Genomic DNA, 19,043 nt, shown 5'->3' on the forward strand with positions numbered 1-19,043 from the left:
CAATCTCTTTTTCTTTTTATACAAGATGGTATAAAAGTGATGGTGAGTGAGTTTAGAGTAAGAGAAGAGTATGTTATACTATGAATGAGCTAAGAGAATAGCGTGAAAGCGCTAGGGAAAAGAGAGGACTGCTAATCCTCTCTTTCTTTTCGTTATAACTACTCTAGCTCCATCAACCTATTTGTTCAAGTCTTGAGACTTTAGTAAATATAGAAGAATTAAAATGAGTAAGACAATTTCCATTATCTTCACATTGTAGAGCTAAGAGTTTATGTATAACGTTCCCATTAAGAAGTGTCATTAGGCACCTCCTAAACATTTATAGTCAATGAATTCTGTTTTCCTAAATAAAAAAAGGATAACGATTATCCTTCTTTATTACTAGATTACTAGTTTAACGACGTGAGTGTATTGATTGGACCATTTTATAGCGGTCAGTACGATAGTATTCAGTTCCACAATTGAAAGGGGAACCGTTTTTCATGTAGGCAATGATATCCATTTTGATTAGAGCTGTATTTATTTTAACATCGAGTTTAGATGCGACTAATTTATCAGCGTTAACAGCCTCGATTTTTTGATCTGCAAAGGATAAGATAATTCCTTTGTTTTCTAAATGAGCATAGATTGATGCATACACAATATCTATAGTTAAATCCTCACATTGAGCATAGTTATAATACTCAATTGCATAGATGATTGGTAAATCGTTGCTGCAACGGATACGTGTAACTTTCCATACTTTGTCACCAATATTTACTTTTAACTCTTTTGCAATATCGATATCGGCATCTACAAGTTCAAGCGTAGCATCTTTTGTGGAAGGATGAGAACCACGTTTCTTGAGTTCTTCGGTAAAACCTACACCCCATTTAAATTCAGAGTATTTAGGTCGTACGGAAACAAAGGTTCCGCGACCTTTTTCTTTAAATAAAACCTCATCTGAAACTAAATCTTGAAGAGCTTGACGAACAGTCATGCGAGAAACGCCTAACAAGTTACATAATTCATTTTCGGAATCAATCATTTGGCCTTCACGATATACATTATTTTCTATTTTTTTAAGGATATATGATTTTACTAATTCTGCTTTACTTATATTTTCCACTTTATCACCTAATTAATTATACCATTATGTTGAGAAAAGTGTACACAACAATTTGGTATTACTAAATGTATTGACAACTTGTAAATACATGTTAGAATTTGAATAGAGGTGGAACATGGAAAAAGAATTATTGAAAGTAATGAAAGGAAAAATGTTTGTATCTTGCCAAGGATATGATGAAAAGACATTTCATACAACTGAAGATATGGTAATGATGGCAAATGCGGCAGCTATAGGTGGATGTTTTGGATTTAGGGTTAACTCTCCAGAAAATGTAAAGGCAGTGAAAAAACAATTCCCTAATTATCCAGTCATAGGAATTTATAAAATTGAAAGGGAAGATTCTGAAGTGTATATTACACCAGATGTAAGTGCAGCAAAGGAACTAGTTGATGCAGGTGCTGATATTATTGCGCTCGATTGCACAAAGAGAAAAAACTATTTAGGCGAATATGGATGGGAAACATTACAGAAAGCGAAAGAAAAATTTCCTCAAGTACTCTTTATGGCAGATTGTGCAACATTTAAAGAGGCTAAGCTAGCAGTGCAATTTGGAGCAGATATTGTATCTACGACAATGAGTGGATATACCCATGAAACAGAGGAACGAAGTGAAGAACCAGACTTTGAAATGTTAAAAAAATGTAAAGAACAATTAAATGCTTTTATTATCTGTGAAGGAAGAATTTGGACAAGAGAAGATGCATTGAGAGCATTTGAAGCAGGGGCGGATGCAATTGTTGTGGGTACAGCGATTACAAACCCCAAATTAATTACAAAGAGGTATATTGATTTTTTAAAGGAGAAGAAGATATGGCAATAATTTTATGTAGGGTTGATGATCGTTTAATACATGGTCAAGTAGCAACAAGCTGGTTGCGTTCAAATGAAATTAATGTAGCTGTTGTTATTGATGATGCTATCGCAAATGATCCAATGCAACTTCAAATATTAAAAATGGCCGCACCAAGTGGTGTAAAAGTATATGCTCAAACCATTGATAAATTCATTGAAAAATATAATCAAGGAATATTAGATGACTATCGCGTCATGCTTATATTTAGTAATGTCTACGCGCCATTAGCATTAGCAGAAAAGGGGCTAGTACTAAAAACGTTAAATGTTGCGGGGATGCGTTACAGAGAAGGAAGGAGGCAAATCACTAAGTCAGTATTTATTAATCCTGAGGAAGAAAAAACAATTAAAAAATTAAGTGAAAAAGGTGTAGAACTAGAATTTAGACAATTAATGACTGATGCAAAACAAGAATTATTAAAACTATTGTAGGAAGGAGATAACAATGTTATTACAAGCTGTTTTATTAAGTATTTTAGCAAGTATTCTATCAATTGAATGGATGAATGGACATTTTGGGTTCGCAAGACCATTATGGGTAGGAACACTAACGGGGTTAGTTTTAGGAGATTTACAACAAGGTATTATAATTGGTGCTTCATTACAATTAATTTTTATGGGTATGAGTGGAGTGGGGGCTGCGGTTCCGCCAGATCAAACAATAGGAAGTGTTATTGCAACTGCTCTAGCAATTCTTACAGGTCAAGGAATCGAAATAGCATTAACATTAGCTGTTCCAGTAGCACTTGGTGCTCAAATCTTAGATATTTTCTCACGTACAATTAATTCAGGTTTAATTCACATGGCAGATGGCTATGCTCAAAAACGCGAATATGGAAAAGTAGAGATGTCACACTATTTAGGTATTCTTGTTCAATTTATTCGTACTTCAGTAATTGTATTTCCAGCAATTTACTTTGGGGTTGATGCTGTAACTGCAATGATTTCAGTTATACCAACAGCTGTATTAAGAGGCCTTGAAGTTTCAGGTGGTATTTTACCAGCAGTTGGGTTTGGTATGTTATTAACAATGCTTGAAGTTCCATATCTATTCCCATTCTTCTTTATCGGATTTGCACTTGCGACTTTTGGAGGATACTCAACAGTGGGTGTTACATTAGTTGCGGTATGTGTGGCTTTAGTACTAGATCACTATAATAAGAAAAACAAAGTTAACACAGAAGTAAAAAATGAATCAGCATCAGATCTTGATTCATTAATGGAATAGGAGGAAGAAATATGACTGCAAATACAAATATTATTACAAAGAAAGATTTATTTACAGTTTTTCTAAGAGGGATTGGATATCAATTCTCATGGAACTATGAACGTATGCAAGCACTTGGGTACTGTTGGACAATTTTACCAATTTTAAAGAAAATTTATAAAGATGATCCAGATAAATTACATGAAGCAGTAACAAGAAATCTTGAATTCTTTAATACTCATCCATTTATGGCTATGCCTATTTTTGGTATCACATTAGCGATGGAAGAAGGTAAAGAATTAAGAGGAAATATTGATGGCAATGCAATAAGTGCAGTAAAAGTATCATTAATGGGACCGTTAGCTGGAATTGGAGACTCATTCTTCTGGTTTACACTATTCCCAATTTGTGCAGGTATCGGTGTATCTTTATCAGCTGGAGGTTCTTTACTAGGACCATTAGTATTTCTTTTGATTTATAATATATTTAATATTGGGACACGTTACTATGGATTAATTTTAGGATATAAGTTTGGTAATCAATTTGTTGAAAAAATATCAGGTAGTGGCATTATGCAACGTATCACAGAAGGAACAACAATTGTTGGGCTAATGGTACTTGGAGTTATGACTGCAACAATGGTAAGTGTACCACTTGATTTTGTAGTTGGATCAGGAGAACAAGCAATGACATTACAAGCAATTTTTGATGGTGTTATGCCAAACCTAATGCCACTACTTGTAACTTTGGGTGCGTATGGGTTAATTAAAAAAGGTATTTCTACAACTAAAGTATTGTTACTTGCAATCGCACTTTCTATTCTTGGGGCAGTTGTTGGTATTTTCTAAAATATGGTACAAGTAATATTACTGAGTCATGGTCCATTAGCATCAGCGATGTTAGATAGTTGTGCGATGCTGTTTGGCAGAAAAGAAAACTTTAGTGCAGTATGCTTGCGTGAAGATGATACAGCCGATACATTTAAAGAAAAAATTATTCTTGAAATCGAAAAGAGCATAAATAAAAAAGAAGTAATCTTGATTACAGATATTCCTGGTGGAACACCCTCAAATATGAGTTTGCTTGTTCAAAAAAGTTATCCAGAAATTCATATTCTTGCAGGAATGAATTTACCGCTTGTCTTAGAGTGTATGATTAAATCTGATTTTGAAAATGCCACAAGCATTGTAAATGCAATTCTTGAAACAGGAAAAGAAGCGATTCAGGAATTAATATTTAAAGATGAAGAATCAAATGATTTAGATGACTTAATGTAATGTAGAAAGATGGAAGTGATACAGATGAAAATTGGATTTTCTAAAGAAAAAATAAACCCTTCCCTTCCCGTTCAACTTGGAGGATTTGCGGTAGAAAGAATTTCAAAAAAAATTCATGATGATTTATTCGTGAAAACAATGGTGGTAAATGATAAAGAAATATTCAAAGGCATCATTGTTTATGATTTACTTGCGATTGATCATTTGTTATTGGAAAAATTAAGTTTAGAATTTGCTAAAGAATATATTGATTTAGATAATTTTATTGTGGGTGTTACTCATACACATTCTGGACCTATGGGCACAGTAGATACAAAAAATTCATCTTCGTTAATGTATGGTAAAGATGAGATATTTGGTCCAGTTGATGAGACATATATTCAACATTTGGTTAACCAAACATTATTGTGTGTAAAAGAAGCAATAAAAAATGTTGAAGAATGCACGATTAAAAAAATTAGTTATGATGAATTCAATATTGGAAGAAATAGAAATTCAGAAGAACTTCAAGGTGATTCAAAAGTTATAGCTTTTGAAATCACAGGAAACAAAACTAAAAATTTATTCGTGAATTATGCCTGCCATCCAACGGTGCTCAATCATACTAATCTTGAGGTAAGTGCAGATTACCCAAGTTCAATTAGCAAAAATTTAGAAAATGATTATCATGTGGTTCTTTTTGCGAATGGTGCATGTGGTGATATTTCAACACGGTTTACACGAAAAAGTAGCGGTTATGAAGAAGTTCAACGCTATGGAGAATTATTTGTAGAACATTTTAAAACTAAGAGTAAAGTCGAAATAAAGCATGAAGGGTTTAATGTGGAAAATCATTTTGTTAAAATGATTACAAAAATGCCACTTCCATTAGAAGAAACAATTAGAAACATCGAAACTACAAGACAAAAAGTAATTGAAGCAAAAGCAAATGGAGTAACAGGAAAACAACTTAGATTAATCGAAGCACTAAGTGAAGGTGCTAATGCCGATTATGTTTACTCAAAATATTACAATAATATTAAGGAGACAGAAATAAAAGTCACACTTGTTGATTTTTGTGGTCAATTATTCATAACAGTACCGGGTGAAATATTTTCAGAATTAACGAATACTCTTCGTGAAAAAGAAGATATTGGAATACTCGGATATACAAATGGATATCTTATGTATATTACAAATGAGAATGCTTATAACAATCGCTGGTATGAAGCACTAAGTAGCCCATTTGAAAAAGGTCAGGGAGAGTATTTGGTAAATGAGATTCGCAACATTATCAAAACATACAAGGAGAAAAATAAATGAAGAGTGGATTAAAATATTTGAATTATGTACAAGAAAAAATGAGCGAGTTGATTGAAACTCAAACTGATAAAATAGAAGATGCGGCAAAGCTTGTTGCGGAATCATGTTTGAAAGATGGAAGATTCTATGTGTTTGGATCAGGACATTCTCACATGGTTGCGGAAGAAATTTATATTCGCGCGGGTGGATTGGCTTTTGTAAAAGCGATTCTTCCACCAGAATTAATGCTTCATCAGATGCCGAATAAGAGTACATATCTAGAGAGATTAGATGGATATTCTACTGCAATTCTAAATTTATATAAAGCAGATGAAAATGATACAATTATGATTATTTCAAATTCAGGAAGAAATAATGTGCCAGTAGAAATGGCACTCGCTGCAAAAGAAAAAGGGATGAAAGTTATAGCTTTAACTTCAGTACGTCACTCAAGTAATTGTACATCACGTCATAAATCTGGGAAAAACTTGTATGAAGTGGCTGATATTACGATTGATAGCGGAGCTGAAAAAGGTGATGCAGCATTTTTAGTAGAAGGTTGCGAAACACCAACAGGACCAATTAGCGATGTAATGGGAATTGCAATTGCGCAAGCATTGATTGCTGAAACAATAGATGTATTAGTTACTAAAGGGATGAATCCACCAATTTTTAAGAGTTCTAATGTTGATGGAGCAGATGACTATAATGATCAATTGTTTGACAAATACTATGGCTATTGGAAATAAAATAATTTTATTGTGTGAGGGGGATACATCGAAGATGTTTCCCTTTGCAATTCATGAGCTTGCTTGCCAAATGCCAGTAGGCAATCGAAGTCATCTTACATCCCTTATTTATACATGCAAGAAATATTCGAAAGAAATAGTAGTAATAGCTCCTAAAAATGATCGCTTAATCGCAGAAGTATCTGCATGTGAAGTTCAATTTATTGAAAAAGAAAATAATTATTTAAAACAGATTTATAAGGTATGTGAGAGTGATGAAAGAGTTGTTATCATTAAAGCTGAATCAGTTTTCTCAAAAATAGACTTGGATATGCTATTTTCAAAGACTGAAAATTGCATAGCGATAAAACATTTAGAGAAATATGAAAATGCTATGGATCATATCTGTGTTGAAGTTAATCAAAATACAATAATGAATTTTATTGGACATCCGAGAGTACATTATTCAACATTGAAAGTATGTGGATTCATGATATTGGATCGAGATGTAATCCGTTTTTTCAAAGATGCAGGTATCGGTTTTCATAATATTAACTGTGGACAAATGCCAATCGAAAAATATTTTGTAGAAGAAGCCTTACAAAATTATGTTGAACAAGGAAATCAACTTAATGCAATATGGATAGAAAATGATTATGATGAACTAGTATTTCCATGGGATATTAGAAAAGCAAATTTTAACTATTGTAAAAATGTTGTCGGAAATTTAAATCAATCAATGATTGATGATACAGCTAGTATAGATGACTCGTGTTTGATTGAAGGAAATATTATTGTGGGAAAAAACATAATCATTCATCAAAATGTAATCATTGAAGGAAATTGTATTATTGGGGATCATGTAATCATTGAGAAGAATGCCGTGATTCAAAAAAATTGCGTAATAGGATCAGGAAGCAAGATTCAATATAGTTGTAAGGTGGTTGATCACACAGTAATTGGGTCAAATAACAAAATAGGATTCACAGCAGAGGTTGCTGGAGTTACTTTCGATGGAGTAGCGGCTGTGCATAATTGTGAAGTTTTTGGGGTGATTGGTAGAAAAGTAGATATTGCTGCAGGAGTACAAATGGCAGTAATGAAATTTGATGATTCATTAACTAAACAAAAAGTAAATGGACGTTACTACGCTAATGAGTATACAAATTCAATCTTCATTGGTGACTACGTACGAACTGGTATCAATAATATCTTTTATCCAGGCATTAAAGTAGGTTGTAAGAGTGCACTTGGTCCAGGACTTATTGTGAGTGAAGATGTTGAGAGTGAAACGCTTATTTTGGTTGAACAACAAAAAACAATAAAACCTTGGGGTAGTAACAAATATGGATGGTAACTAGAACTAATCGAAAACGGTTAGTTCTTTTAAAATTAATAAGAAAGTATATCATGACAGTGTTATAATCTTGGTATAAATGGAGAAGGTCATGGGAAAATCAATATTAGATATTATTAATGGAATTCCAAAAAATATTAGAGATACATTTGTTCCTGTTTCTTTTGAAGTTGGAGAACATATTATTGAGATTAATTCAGAGGTGAATCGAGGATTCATCTTCATTGAAGGTGCAATTGATGTAATGCATATTAACTCTAAAGATGTTTTATATACCTATTGCCAAGATTACAGGGCAAATTTTGTTGGGTTAATGGAGATTTATTCGGGAAATGATACATACTGTTGTACTTGCCGTGCGCGAAAAAAGTGTGTAGGTTATCGATTGAGTAAAAATATATTCTTAAAAATGTTGGATGATTGTGATGATTTTAAAACCTATTTAATAGAGTATTGGGCGAATCAATTTTATTCACAAGCACTCAATCGTACGCAGTATCCAAATAACCGTACTGAAGCAAAGGTAATTAATTATTTGTCAGAACTTGTGATGAAGAAAAATAGCGGAAGCAAGACTGTTGAATTAAAGATTAAACGTGAAGATATTGCGGAATATATTGGGTGTTCGAAAAGAACAATTTACCGCATTCTTAATCAGTTAGAAGAGGATGAATTAATTAGCAAGAAGGGACACCTAATTGTAATCAATTCAGCACAAAGAAAAAGAATTATAAAAGAAAATGATAATAAATAATGAAAGGTGACATTTGTCACTTTTTTTGAGAAGGCTTTCATGATATACAAATGTTGAACAGCAGTTCGAGGAGGAAAAGGTTAATGAAAAAAATAGTAAAGTTGTGTTTGTCACTGCTTGTGGCAGCATCACTTATTGGGTGCAGCAGTAAGCCAGCTGAACCTAAGACTGATGGAGCAGAAGGAACAGCAAACCCAAGCTCAGGAATTAAAGTAGCAATCGTATTATCAACAGGTGGACTTGGGGATAAAAACTTCAATGACATGTCTTATGATGGTTTAAAACAAGCAGAAGCAGATTTTGGAATTACATTTGATTATGTTGAACCAGCATCAGCAAGTGACTTTGAAGCAGCTCACCGTCAATTTGCGGATAGTGGAAACTATGATTTAATTATTGGATTAGCATCAGATCAAGAAGATGCAATTAAAGCAGTTGCGACTGATTATCCTGATCAAAAGTTTTCTTTAGTGGATTCATCATTAGAATTCCCTAATGTTTCAACAGTATCAACTAAATGGCAAGAACAAACATTCCTTTGCGGAGTATATGCAGGATTAGCAACACTTTCTGATATGCCAAATGCAAATGCAGATAATGTAGTAGGGGTTATCTTAGGTATGGACAATCCAAACTTAAGAAAAGGTGTAATTGGGTATGAAGCTGGAGTTCGTTATGTAAATCCAGATGCAAAAATAATAGAAGCTGTTGTTGGAAACTTCAATGATGCTAATAAAGGAAAAGAAATCGCAATGTCTATGTATAACCAAGGTGCTGACTTTATTCAACATATTGCTGGAGCATCAGGACTTGGTGTATTCACAGCAGCAAAAGAAGCAAATCGTTACGCATTCGGTGTAGGTGGAAATCAAAATGCAATCGAACCAGATTATATTGCCGCAACTTCAATTCGTAATGTTAATGAAATGGTTTATAACGAAGTTAAATCTCTAGTTGAAGGAACATGGCAAGAAGGTTTAAAAGTTAGTGGATTAAAAGAAGATGCTGTAGGATATTCTAATGAAAATTCTAATGTAGTTCCAACTGAAGAAATCGCAACAGCAATCGAAGAAATCAAAGCGAAAATTCAAAGTGGAGAACTTGTAATTTGTGAAACTGCTGAAGAATTGGATGCATGGGTTCAAGCTAACCAATATAATAAATAGAATCTGAATTATTAAGGAGGAAACAATGAACAGTGTGGAAATGATTGATATTGTTAAACAATATCCGCATGTTAAAGCTGTTGATCATGTTTCCTTTTCTTTAAGTCAGGGAGAGATACACTCTCTACTAGGGGAAAATGGAGCAGGGAAGTCGACACTTATGAAAATCCTCTATGGAATGACTGCAATGGATGAAGGTAGCATTCGAATAGATGGAAAAGAAGTTAAAATTAAAAGTCCAAAAGACGCAATTGATTTAGGAATTGGTATGGTGCATCAACACTTCATGCTTTCTCCAGTTATGAGCGTTATGGAAAACATTATTGTAAACAACGAACCTAAAAAAGGTTGGTTTGTAGATGGTAAAAAGGCTAAAGAAGAAGTACAAGAATTAATCGACCGCTTTAACTTTAATATCAATGCAGAAGCCAAAGTACAAGATTTATCTGTCGGTGAACAACAAAGAGTTGAAATACTAAAAGCCATTTATCGAGGTGTAAGTATTTTAATTTTAGATGAACCAACAGCTGTACTTACACCACAAGAAGTTGAGGAACTTTTTGTGATTATGCGCAAACTAAAAGAAAATAATAAATCAATTGTAATCATCACACATAAATTGAAAGAAACACTTGCGATTGCAGATAAGATATCTGTTCTTCGTGATGGCAAAATGGTTCAATCAAATTTACCATTAGGGAATGTTACTGTGCATGACCTTGCGAATCTTATGGTGGGACGTGAAGTAGAACTTAATGTACGCCGTGAAAATAAAAACATGGGTGATATCTACTTTGAAATGAAAGATGTATGTTTAAAAGAAAAAGGGATAGAAATTTTAAAAGATATTAATCTATCAATTCATGCAGGTGAAATATTAGGAATAGCTGGTATTGAAGGGAATGGACAAACAGAATTAATCGAAGTGTTAACAGGTCTAAAAAAACCAACACAGGGTAGGTTTTATAAAGGGTCTGAAGAAATAAATGGGGATGCTGGTAAATTTATCAAAAACAAAGTTGGACATATTCCAGAAGATCGTCATTTAAGAGGATTAGTTGTTGACTTGTCGATTGAAGATAATTTAATTCTAGGCTATCACGATAAAGAAGAGTTTATGAAACATGGGCTTATGAAGAGAAAGAATATTGCGACATTCTCTAATAAAGCGATTCAAGACTATATGATAAAGACACCAACTAAGAATGAAATGGTTGGTTCACTATCTGGAGGTAATCAACAAAAAGTTGTTATCGCAAGAGTCTTCGAACAAAATCCTGATGTATTGATTGTTGCTCAACCAACCCGTGGAGTTGATGTAGGGGCAACTGAATACATTCACCAACAATTATTAAAACTTCGCGATGAAGGGAAATCAATTCTATTAATCTCAGCAGATTTAGATGAAGTAAGAAGTCTATCAGATCGTATTGCAGTAATTTATGATGGAAAGATTATTAGTGTAAATAAAGCAGATGAAATTGATGAACTTCAATTAGGTTTATATATGACAGGTGGGAAGGATGGTGCAAGTAATGAGTAATGCAAAATTATTGAAAGTACTTAACTCTAGTTCAGTTGTTATATCACTTGTATCCTTTGTCTTAGCTGTTTTAGTAAGTGGACTAATCATGTTTCTTTGTGGTTATGATCCGTTCTATGCTTACAGTATTATTTTTGAAGGGTCATTTGGTAGTTTAAAAGCATTCTCAAACACCCTTATCCAAGCGACACCGCTAATCCTTACAGGGCTAGCATTCATGATTGCTAAGAAGGCAACGATGATTAACTTAGGTGTTGAGGGTCAATTATATTGTGGTGCCTTAGTAAGTGCCATTGTTGGGATGACGCCACTTGGATTACCAGGATTCTTACATTTCATTGTGACACTTGTTGCAGGTATTCTTGCGGGAGCTGTTGCGGGAGCATTTATTGGATTTTTAAAAGTAAAGTTTGGTTCTAATGAAGTTATTACAACAACGATGACAAATTTTATTATCATTAATTTTTGTGACTACTTGGTAAATTATCCTTTGAAATCTGAAGGAGCTGTGGCGCAAACAAATCTAATGATGCCAGAAACATTATTGCCAAAAATAATTCCAGGATATCAAATTACATATGCTATTGTGATTGCGATAATTGCAGCATTTGTCATCAAATTCATTTTAGATAAAACACGCTTTGGTTATGAAATAAAAGTTGTTGGATTAAATATGATAGCTGGTGAAACTGCTGGGATTCACGTAAAGAAAATTATGATGCTAGGAATGAGTTTATCGGGATGTCTTGCAGGTCTTGCGGGAGCAACACATGTAATGAGTGTTGGTAAACGCTTTATCAGTGGATTTTCACCGGGATATGGATTTAGTGGGATTTCAGTAGCAGCACTTGCTTCTGATTCACCGCTTGGAATCTTACTTGCAGGTGTAATCTTTGGGGCATTAAAAACAGGTTCAATGTATTTGAATATGTCTAGTAAAATCCCAACTGAATTTGTTAGTGTAATTCAAGCATTAGTTGTAATCTTTGTTTCTGCACCATTATTGATTAAAGCGATAATTGGTTTAAATCGCAAATCAAAAGGAGGTAAATAAGATGGATATCTTAAATCAACTTCCAGGAGTATTAAGTTCCATGTTATTCATGTCAATTCCATTAATTCTTGCAGCTCTGGGAGGTGTTTTCTCAGTACGTGCAGGTATTATGGCATTGGGTCTTGAAAGTATGATTCTTACAGGAGCTTTTACAGCTGTTGTAGGTTCTTATTTCTCAGGAAATGCGTGGATTGGATTATTGTGTGGGATATTAGGTGGAATGTTCTTTGGTTTATGTCATGGCATCCTATCTATTCGTTATAAAGTAAATCAAGTAATAAGTGGAATTGGGTTAAACTTACTTGCGACTGCGTCGACAACCCTGTTGATGCAAATCATTTGGGGTAATAAAGGAAGTTCAGCTTCAGTGTCAAGTATCTCAACACGTTTAACATTTTTGAAAGATGTTCCGATACTTGGCGATATCTTTGCGAAGCAATCAATTCTCCTTGTAATAACAATTCTTCTTGTGGTACTGGGCTGGATATTATTATTTAAAACACCATTTGGTCTACAGTTGCGAATGGTGGGAGAAAATCCTAAAGCCGCAAGTAGTGTGGGTATTCCAGTAAAACGAATGAAATACATAGGAGTACTAATATGTGGGGCTCTAGCGGGTATGGCTGGTGCGTATTTATCGATTGATAACTTGAATCTATTTGTTCGTGATATGTCTGCAAGTCGTGGCTACATTGCCGTTGCAATTGCAATTCTAGCGAGATACAATCCACTCAGCGTTTTAGTTTGTGGGGGATTGTTTGGACTTTGCGATGCAATACAAATCTATGCACAAGGATATGGTATTCCAGCACAGCTTGTGCAAATGATTCCATATATTGTGACATTAGTTGTTTTAACTGTTGGTGTTAAAAATATTCAACCACCTGCGGGTGTTGGAAAATATGAAGATGAGTGAGGGAAAAAATGGGACACTTTAAAGAAAATTCAATTCATTGTACAGACAGTTGGAAAGAGTCTGCACAATATCCAGATGTAACAGTCAATCATAATGGCGAAACATTTGTTGTATGGCAAAAATATTTAGATCATGAAGAAGAAATTGTCTTCGCAAAAATACAAGATAAAAAAGTAGTGGATCCAACTGTAATTTCAGGTAAAGGATTGGCATTAAGACCATCAATGCATACATTCAATAATATTGTGTATATTGCATGGTCAGAATTCTATGATGAAGAGTGGCACTTATGTGTGCGTGAATATGCTCATGGAGCATTTGGGCAAACAAAAATTGTAGAACGCGGACAAGCGTTATTCTACCCTACAATGAAAGATGATGGAAAGAATCCAGTTGTTGTTTATAACCGTCAAGGTGTTGGTTTTTCTGAAGTTGTGCTTGCGACAATTGGATTTGGTACAATTAAAGAAGTAATTAGTGATTCGCAAAAATCATATCGTCCAACATTCGATCATGATGATTTAGGGAACTGTTATGTAGCTTATGATCGTTACAATGGTGAAGGTTATGATGTTGTGGTTAGAGCTAAGATTAATGGAAAATGGTCAGACGAAGTTCAACTTAGCGAATCAAAAATTTATTGTACACATCCAGTAATGGTTAATGTTAAAAATAAAGTAACAATTGCATGGTATGAAAATGGTCCACATTGTTATTTTAATAACTGTGTTCGTGATGTATGCGTTGAGAAAGGTGCAGTAAAATGTTCACCAATCACAATGCTTGTGGAAAATGCAAACTGGTATAACAACATTGATTTAACAGTCAATGATAAAGGAATTGTAGTTTGTACATATACATGGGGTAAATACAATGCGATTATTAAGATTCGTGAAACAGATACATGGTCAGATCCAATTGTAATTACATTTAATGATGGTCATTGTGCTGTACGTCCACACATTGCTTTAGATGATAACAATGTATTACATTATGTATGGCAATTTGGTAATCGTAATGGACATGAACATCGTTATGCAAGCATTATCTATAATGAAGTAAGTCTAGATGATGCACGTAATTTCTATGATCATGAAATCGAAAAACGTGTTGATCAATTTATTCAACCAATCATTACAGATAAAAAATTAGATGCACATGATGATGCAACAGTGAGAACTTGGTTAAACAAAAATGGGTATGAAGGATTCGAACTTAAATTTGGAGATATTCATGGACAAAGTAATTTGTCAGACGCATTAGGTGAAATTGATCAATACTATCACTTTGCGAAGAAAGATGCAAAAATGGATTTCTGTGCGCTTACTGATCATGACAACTATCCAGATATCGCTACAGACTCTGAATGGGAATGGAATCGTACAACACGTGATTTATTTAATGGTGAAGAGAACTTTGCGGTACTATTAGCGTATGAGTGGACAAGTAATGAATATAATCATGACTTTGGGCATAAAAATGTTTATTATCCATCAAGTAAAGGTGGATTATACCGTTCAACTGAACCAGCAGGAAATACACCTTATACATTATTTGAAAGTATTAAAAAAGATGGTGGACAATGTATTCCTCATCATCCTGCAGCAGATTGGGGCTTAGTTTCTGCCGCAACAGATTGGGACTATGTGGATGACGAAGTTCAACGCTTAGTTGAAATCTTCTCTCGTCATGCGGACTTTGAAAAGTTTGAAAATACATCTCGTTTTACAAAGAATATTAAGAAGAAACAACGTTGTTGTGTACAAGATGCACTTGCAAGAAATATTCGTGTAGGAATTATCGCAGGTAGTGATTCTCACCAAATGGAACATGGTTTAGAAGGTGGAGTTATGGCAGCCTTTATTCCAGCGTTAACAAGTGAAAATGTATTCAATGCAATGTATAATCGCTTTGTATATGGAACATCAGGAGCAAGAATTCTATTATCATTTAAGATGAATAAACATCGTATGGGTGAGGAATTACTTGTACCAGCAAACCAAAAGGTACAAGGTGAAGTAAGTGTTCTTGCAGTTGATAAGATTAAATCAGTTGTAGTGTTTAAAAACAATGAAGTATTAATTGAAAAAACACCAGATGGAAACGCAATTGACTTTACATTTGAAGATACACAAAGAAATGAAACAGATACATATTATGTAAGAGTTGAACAAGTTGATGATCACCGTGCATGGAGTTCACCAATTTGGGTAGATCAAAAATAAGTGAAGAGATGAGTTGCGAATGCAATTCATCTTTTTATATAACAATTAGAAAATAAATTGAAACAAGCTTGACCTTGCCCTAAGGGCATGGATTAGTGTATAGTCAAGAAAGCTTTCTAAACACAATCAAGTAAAGGAAATAAAAGATGAAAAAAGAATTTTATACTTCGGGAGAAATCGCAAAGATGACAGGTGTTTCTTACAAAACCATTCGTCATTATCACGATATTGGTTTATTAAAACCAGAAAAATATACTGAAAGTGGCTATAAATTGTATGGCTTAAAGTCGATAGAAATTTTGCAGCGTATTGTAATGTTGAAATATTTGAAATTCTCTTTAAAAGATATAAAACATTTCTTGGAAGAGGATGAACTATCTACTGTATTTAGTAAACAAGAAGAATTACTTCAATTACAAATTAATAGTATGAATCGGATTATGAATGCAGTACAAGAAATACAAAAGATAAAAGAGGAAGATCGCTGGGATAAAATTGTTCAAATCCTACAAATGACACAAAGAGAGGAAGAAGTAATCAATCAGTATAAGGAAAGTGGAAATCTAAGTCAGCGTATTCGACTACATGACTACAACACTTCGCCTGTTGATTGGTATCAATGGGTATATGATGGGTTGGCACTAAAGGAAGGAATGAAAATTCTTGAACTGGGGTGTGGTAACGGTGTTCTTTGGAAAAAGATGATGCATCAATTACCAAATAATATCGAAATCGAGTTGGTGGATAACTCATCAAGCATGTTAGATTCTGCAAGGAAAAATCTCGATGAATTTGTAGATGTTATGAAACAAAAGAATATTCAATTTTTGTTTTCTAAGCAAGATGTAGAAACAATGAATGAAAAAGAAAAACATGTGGACCGCATCATAGCTAATCATATGTTGTATCATGTTTCAAATAAAAATAGATTCAATGTATTTGAAGTATGTAAAAAAAGCCTAACGAATAATGGATTTTTATATGCTTCTACAGTGGGTAAGAATCACCTTAAAGAACTGTTTGAGTTGGTGAAAGAATTTGATGATAGGATTGAACTACCTAATTGGATGACTGTAAACTTTGAATTAGAAAATGGTGCAGAACAAATTAAAAAAGTATTTAGCCATCTGGATCAAAAATTTTACGAATGTGATTTGTTAGTTCCGGATGCGCAAGCAATTCATGAATATGTTATGTCTTGGCCTGGAAATGTAAATGAAATTCTTCGCATGCGTGAAAAAGAATGGAAAGATTATTTGTATCGAAGAGTATCAAAACAAAATCCATTGTATATTCATAAAGTAACAGGTGCATTTATAGCGTATAAAAAGTAATCCTTTAAATAAGGGTTACTTTTGTTGAATTTATGAAGATTAAAAATCTATAAACTAGTGGGTTTATGTTACTCTTAAATTATCAAGAAAGATACTAAAGGGTATATGTATGATTAAAAATCAATGGTATGGAATACTTCCATCAAAAGAATTAAAAAAAGAGAAATTAGTTGCGGTTAAACGATGTGGATTAGATTTATGTTTGTTTCGATTAAATGACGATAGTATTGGGTGTGTGATCGATCAATGTACTCACCGTGGGGCAGCGATAAGTAAAGGTAAAAACAAAGGGGATTGTATAGCTTGTCCATTTCATGGCATTCAATTTGATAAAGAAGGTAAAACGGTTTTTGTGCCTGCGAATGGAAAACTTGCACATGTAGAAGAACGCTTTAATGTTAAGAGTTATTTAGTTAAAGAAGCTCATGGTATGGTTTATTTTTGGTATGGGGACAAAGATAAAGCATCCGATGATTTACCATACTTTGAAGAATTCTTGAAAGAAGGTATGGTTTACAGTGAGATGAGTGACTGTTGGAATGCACATTATTCACGCTGTATTGAAAATCAATTGGATGTCGTTCATGTACCTTTTGTGCATTACAATACGATTGGGCGAGGAAATAAAACTTTGGTTAATGGACCAGCACTAAAAGTAGAAGGAAATACAATTATTTTTAGCGCATATAATAGCTTAGATGAAGGTCAACCACAAATTCCAGCCAGTGAATTAACCGTCAATCCAAATATGAATCTACGGTTTAAATTTCCTAACATCTGGCAAAATCACATATCAAGTCATATGAACGTGGTTATCTTCTTTGCGCCAATCGATGATGAACATACAATGTTTTATATTCGATTCTATACAGATATGTTTAAGCTTCGGTTTATGAATCAATTGATGGCTGCAGTGGGTAAAAGAATGAATAAAGTCATAGAACGACAAGATAAAGGGGTTGTCGAAACCCAAAGGCCAAAAGTATCTGCACTATTTTGTGGGGAACATTTATTAAAGGGTGATAGTCCAGTCATAACGTATCGTAAGATGCGTTATGATTTTCAAAAGAAGGAAGATTAATTGATCAACACTTTGTTTGTAAGTGAACAAGGTAGTTTTCAAAGAATTTATTCGTTAAAAATTTAGCAAGTATCCTTGAAAAGTTTCGCTAGATAAAGAAGAATGCTTTTGTTATAATAGCGGTTACTGGGGGTGAAAGTATGACAACAATTAAAACGAATAAAATGGCTACATGGTCAATTCCGAAGTTACTATTTTCAATGAGTATCCCTGCGATGTTTTCTATGCTTATACAAGCACTTTATAATATTGTAGACACGATTTACATTTCGCAAATATCTGAACAAGCACTATTTGCGATTGGTTTAGTATTCCCAATGCAAATGATTATTACATCACTTTCTTTGGGGGGTTCTATTGGAACATCAACATTGGTGGCTCGTCGTTTGGGACAACAAAATCATGAAGAAGCAAATAAAGTGGCTTCTACAGGGTTAATCCTTGCATTATTCCATTCATTCTTGTGTGCACTAATGGGGGTATTCTTAGCGAAACCTTTCTTACAATTGTTTACCCAAGATGCCCAAGTTATTGACATGGGTTTCCAATATTTGAGTATTGTCATGACGGTAAGTTTTGGTGTATTTGTAGGGATGTATTTTGAGAGAATACTACAAGCACAAGGAAATATGATTCTCCCTATGATTTCATTACTTATTGGGGCAATTACCAATATTATCCTTGATCCAATTTTTATCTTTGGTTATTTTGGCATTCCTGCAATGGGTATTAAGGGTGCTGCAATTGCGACTGTAATTGGTCAAATCTTTGGAATGATATTTATTACTATATGCATGTTTGTTGGAAAACATGAAGTTAAATTCCAATTCAAAGGGTTACATTTGCGTTGGACAAGAATTAAAGAAATCTATCAAGTAGGACTTCCAGTTGCGATTATGCAAGCGGTTGGTTCAGTTACAACAACATGTATGAACTTTGTTCTTGTAACTTATTCTGCATCGGCGGTTACAGCTTTAAGTATTTATTTCAAGCTGAATTCGTTTGTATTTATGCCAATCTTTGGTTTAAATCAGGGATCTTTGCCAATTTTATCTTATAACTTTGGTTCGCAAGATGTAGATCGTTATCGTAGAACGGTTAAACTTTATCTTGCCACAGCAGTAGGAATAATGGCTGCAGGAACAGCATTATTTATG

At 33.8% G+C, this 19,043-nt stretch carries 18 protein-coding genes; 17 read left to right on the plus strand and 1 reads right to left on the minus strand.

The features are described 5' to 3' along the window. Positions 1 to 394: 394 nt before the first annotated feature. Positions 395 to 1,108 carry a GntR family transcriptional regulator gene (locus tag RSB60_RS06780; RefSeq protein ID WP_323381990.1) on the minus strand — a complete coding sequence of 238 codons (714 nt, stop codon included), beginning with the start codon at positions 1,106 to 1,108 and terminating at the stop codon, positions 395 to 397. A gap of 115 nt (positions 1,109 to 1,223) precedes the next feature. On the opposite strand from RSB60_RS06780, the gene RSB60_RS06785 reads away from it, so the two are divergent. The 17 genes from RSB60_RS06785 to RSB60_RS06865 form a co-directional block, all read left to right on the plus strand. Beyond that, positions 1,224 to 1,931, plus strand: a complete 708-nt coding sequence (locus RSB60_RS06785) for an N-acetylmannosamine-6-phosphate 2-epimerase (RefSeq protein WP_332615340.1) — start codon at positions 1,224 to 1,226, stop codon at positions 1,929 to 1,931. Next, positions 1,922 to 2,395 carry a PTS system mannose/fructose/N-acetylgalactosamine-transporter subunit IIB gene (locus RSB60_RS06790; RefSeq protein ID WP_323381993.1) on the plus strand — a complete coding sequence of 158 codons (474 nt, stop codon included), beginning with the start codon at positions 1,922 to 1,924 and terminating at the stop codon, positions 2,393 to 2,395. The genes RSB60_RS06785 and RSB60_RS06790 overlap by 10 nt, the downstream gene beginning before the upstream one ends. A gap of 13 nt (positions 2,396 to 2,408) precedes the next feature. After that, positions 2,409 to 3,191 (plus strand): PTS mannose/fructose/sorbose/N-acetylgalactosamine transporter subunit IIC, encoded by a 783-nt coding sequence (locus tag RSB60_RS06795; RefSeq protein ID WP_323381994.1) that lies wholly within the window; start codon positions 2,409 to 2,411, stop codon positions 3,189 to 3,191. 11 nt (positions 3,192 to 3,202) lie between these two features. After that, positions 3,203 to 4,018 (plus strand): PTS system mannose/fructose/sorbose family transporter subunit IID, encoded by an 816-nt coding sequence (locus RSB60_RS06800; RefSeq protein ID WP_332516253.1) that lies wholly within the window; start codon positions 3,203 to 3,205, stop codon positions 4,016 to 4,018. A 3-nt stretch (positions 4,019 to 4,021) separates the two neighbouring features. After that, positions 4,022 to 4,447: a PTS sugar transporter subunit IIA gene (locus RSB60_RS06805; RefSeq protein WP_332516252.1), complete on the plus strand. Its 426-nt coding sequence runs from the start codon at positions 4,022 to 4,024 to the stop codon at positions 4,445 to 4,447. A 24-nt stretch (positions 4,448 to 4,471) separates the two neighbouring features. Beyond that, a complete protein-coding gene (locus RSB60_RS06810; protein WP_332615343.1) occupies positions 4,472 to 5,749 on the plus strand; it encodes a hypothetical protein in 1,278 nt (425 codons plus the stop codon). Next, positions 5,746 to 6,477 (plus strand): SIS domain-containing protein, encoded by a 732-nt coding sequence (locus RSB60_RS06815; RefSeq protein WP_323381998.1) that lies wholly within the window; start codon positions 5,746 to 5,748, stop codon positions 6,475 to 6,477. The genes RSB60_RS06810 and RSB60_RS06815 overlap by 4 nt, the downstream gene beginning before the upstream one ends. 34 nt (positions 6,478 to 6,511) lie before the next feature. After that, the gene (locus RSB60_RS06820) at positions 6,512 to 7,813 is read left to right on the plus strand and encodes a hypothetical protein (RefSeq protein WP_332615345.1); all 1,302 of its coding nucleotides are present in this window, start codon (positions 6,512 to 6,514) and stop codon (positions 7,811 to 7,813) included. Positions 7,814 to 7,904: 91 nt separating this feature from the next. Then, positions 7,905 to 8,567, plus strand: a complete 663-nt coding sequence (locus RSB60_RS06825) for a Crp/Fnr family transcriptional regulator (protein ID WP_332615347.1) — start codon at positions 7,905 to 7,907, stop codon at positions 8,565 to 8,567. 83 nt (positions 8,568 to 8,650) lie between these two features. Next, the gene (locus RSB60_RS06830) at positions 8,651 to 9,733 is read left to right on the plus strand and encodes a BMP family ABC transporter substrate-binding protein (RefSeq protein WP_323382001.1); all 1,083 of its coding nucleotides are present in this window, start codon (positions 8,651 to 8,653) and stop codon (positions 9,731 to 9,733) included. Between the two features lie 25 nt (positions 9,734 to 9,758). Continuing rightward, positions 9,759 to 11,276: an ABC transporter ATP-binding protein gene (locus RSB60_RS06835; RefSeq protein ID WP_323382002.1), complete on the plus strand. Its 1,518-nt coding sequence runs from the start codon at positions 9,759 to 9,761 to the stop codon at positions 11,274 to 11,276. Beyond that, positions 11,257 to 12,330 carry an ABC transporter permease gene (locus tag RSB60_RS06840; protein ID WP_323382003.1) on the plus strand — a complete coding sequence of 358 codons (1,074 nt, stop codon included), beginning with the start codon at positions 11,257 to 11,259 and terminating at the stop codon, positions 12,328 to 12,330. Before RSB60_RS06835 ends, RSB60_RS06840 begins: the two co-directional genes overlap by 20 nt. Before the next feature lies 1 nt (position 12,331). Next, on the plus strand, positions 12,332 to 13,246 hold the full coding sequence (locus RSB60_RS06845; protein WP_323382004.1) for an ABC transporter permease: 915 nt from the start codon (positions 12,332 to 12,334) through the stop codon (positions 13,244 to 13,246). A gap of 8 nt (positions 13,247 to 13,254) precedes the next feature. Beyond that, the gene (locus tag RSB60_RS06850; RefSeq protein ID WP_332615350.1) at positions 13,255 to 15,471 is read left to right on the plus strand and encodes a CehA/McbA family metallohydrolase; all 2,217 of its coding nucleotides are present in this window, start codon (positions 13,255 to 13,257) and stop codon (positions 15,469 to 15,471) included. Positions 15,472 to 15,617: 146 nt separating this feature from the next. Then, the gene (locus tag RSB60_RS06855) at positions 15,618 to 16,805 is read left to right on the plus strand and encodes a MerR family transcriptional regulator (RefSeq protein ID WP_332516249.1); all 1,188 of its coding nucleotides are present in this window, start codon (positions 15,618 to 15,620) and stop codon (positions 16,803 to 16,805) included. Positions 16,806 to 16,914: 109 nt separating this feature from the next. Continuing rightward, positions 16,915 to 17,886, plus strand: a complete 972-nt coding sequence (locus RSB60_RS06860; RefSeq protein WP_332615353.1) for an aromatic ring-hydroxylating dioxygenase subunit alpha — start codon at positions 16,915 to 16,917, stop codon at positions 17,884 to 17,886. 140 nt (positions 17,887 to 18,026) lie between these two features. Then, positions 18,027 to 19,043 (plus strand): MATE family efflux transporter (locus RSB60_RS06865; RefSeq protein WP_332615355.1); only part of this gene is annotated, 1,017 nt, incomplete at its 3' end.

It is taken from the genome of Anaerorhabdus sp. (assembly GCF_036657415.1).
Lineage (GTDB): Bacteria > Bacillota_I > Bacilli_A > Erysipelotrichales > Erysipelotrichaceae > Anaerorhabdus.

Excerpts from the sequence above, each read along its gene's own strand:
- RSB60_RS06785 (WP_332615340.1), top strand. The coding sequence starts at position 1,224 with ATGGAAAAAGAATTATTGAAAGTAATGAAAGGAAAAATGTTTGTATCT.
- RSB60_RS06790 (WP_323381993.1), top strand. The coding sequence starts at position 1,922 with ATGGCAATAATTTTATGTAGGGTTGATGATCGTTTAATACATGGTCAA.
- RSB60_RS06795 (WP_323381994.1), top strand. The coding sequence starts at position 2,409 with ATGTTATTACAAGCTGTTTTATTAAGTATTTTAGCAAGTATTCTATCA.
- RSB60_RS06800 (WP_332516253.1), top strand. The coding sequence starts at position 3,203 with ATGACTGCAAATACAAATATTATTACAAAGAAAGATTTATTTACAGTT.
- RSB60_RS06805 (WP_332516252.1), top strand. The coding sequence starts at position 4,022 with ATGGTACAAGTAATATTACTGAGTCATGGTCCATTAGCATCAGCGATG.
- RSB60_RS06810 (WP_332615343.1), top strand. The coding sequence starts at position 4,472 with ATGAAAATTGGATTTTCTAAAGAAAAAATAAACCCTTCCCTTCCCGTT.
- RSB60_RS06815 (WP_323381998.1), top strand. The coding sequence starts at position 5,746 with ATGAAGAGTGGATTAAAATATTTGAATTATGTACAAGAAAAAATGAGC.
- RSB60_RS06820 (WP_332615345.1), top strand. The coding sequence starts at position 6,512 with ATGTTTCCCTTTGCAATTCATGAGCTTGCTTGCCAAATGCCAGTAGGC.
- RSB60_RS06825 (WP_332615347.1), top strand. The coding sequence starts at position 7,905 with ATGGGAAAATCAATATTAGATATTATTAATGGAATTCCAAAAAATATT.
- RSB60_RS06830 (WP_323382001.1), top strand. The coding sequence starts at position 8,651 with ATGAAAAAAATAGTAAAGTTGTGTTTGTCACTGCTTGTGGCAGCATCA.
- RSB60_RS06835 (WP_323382002.1), top strand. The coding sequence starts at position 9,759 with ATGAACAGTGTGGAAATGATTGATATTGTTAAACAATATCCGCATGTT.
- RSB60_RS06840 (WP_323382003.1), top strand. The coding sequence starts at position 11,257 with ATGGTGCAAGTAATGAGTAATGCAAAATTATTGAAAGTACTTAACTCT.
- RSB60_RS06845 (WP_323382004.1), top strand. The coding sequence starts at position 12,332 with ATGGATATCTTAAATCAACTTCCAGGAGTATTAAGTTCCATGTTATTC.
- RSB60_RS06850 (WP_332615350.1), top strand. The coding sequence starts at position 13,255 with ATGGGACACTTTAAAGAAAATTCAATTCATTGTACAGACAGTTGGAAA.
- RSB60_RS06855 (WP_332516249.1), top strand. The coding sequence starts at position 15,618 with ATGAAAAAAGAATTTTATACTTCGGGAGAAATCGCAAAGATGACAGGT.
- RSB60_RS06860 (WP_332615353.1), top strand. The coding sequence starts at position 16,915 with ATGATTAAAAATCAATGGTATGGAATACTTCCATCAAAAGAATTAAAA.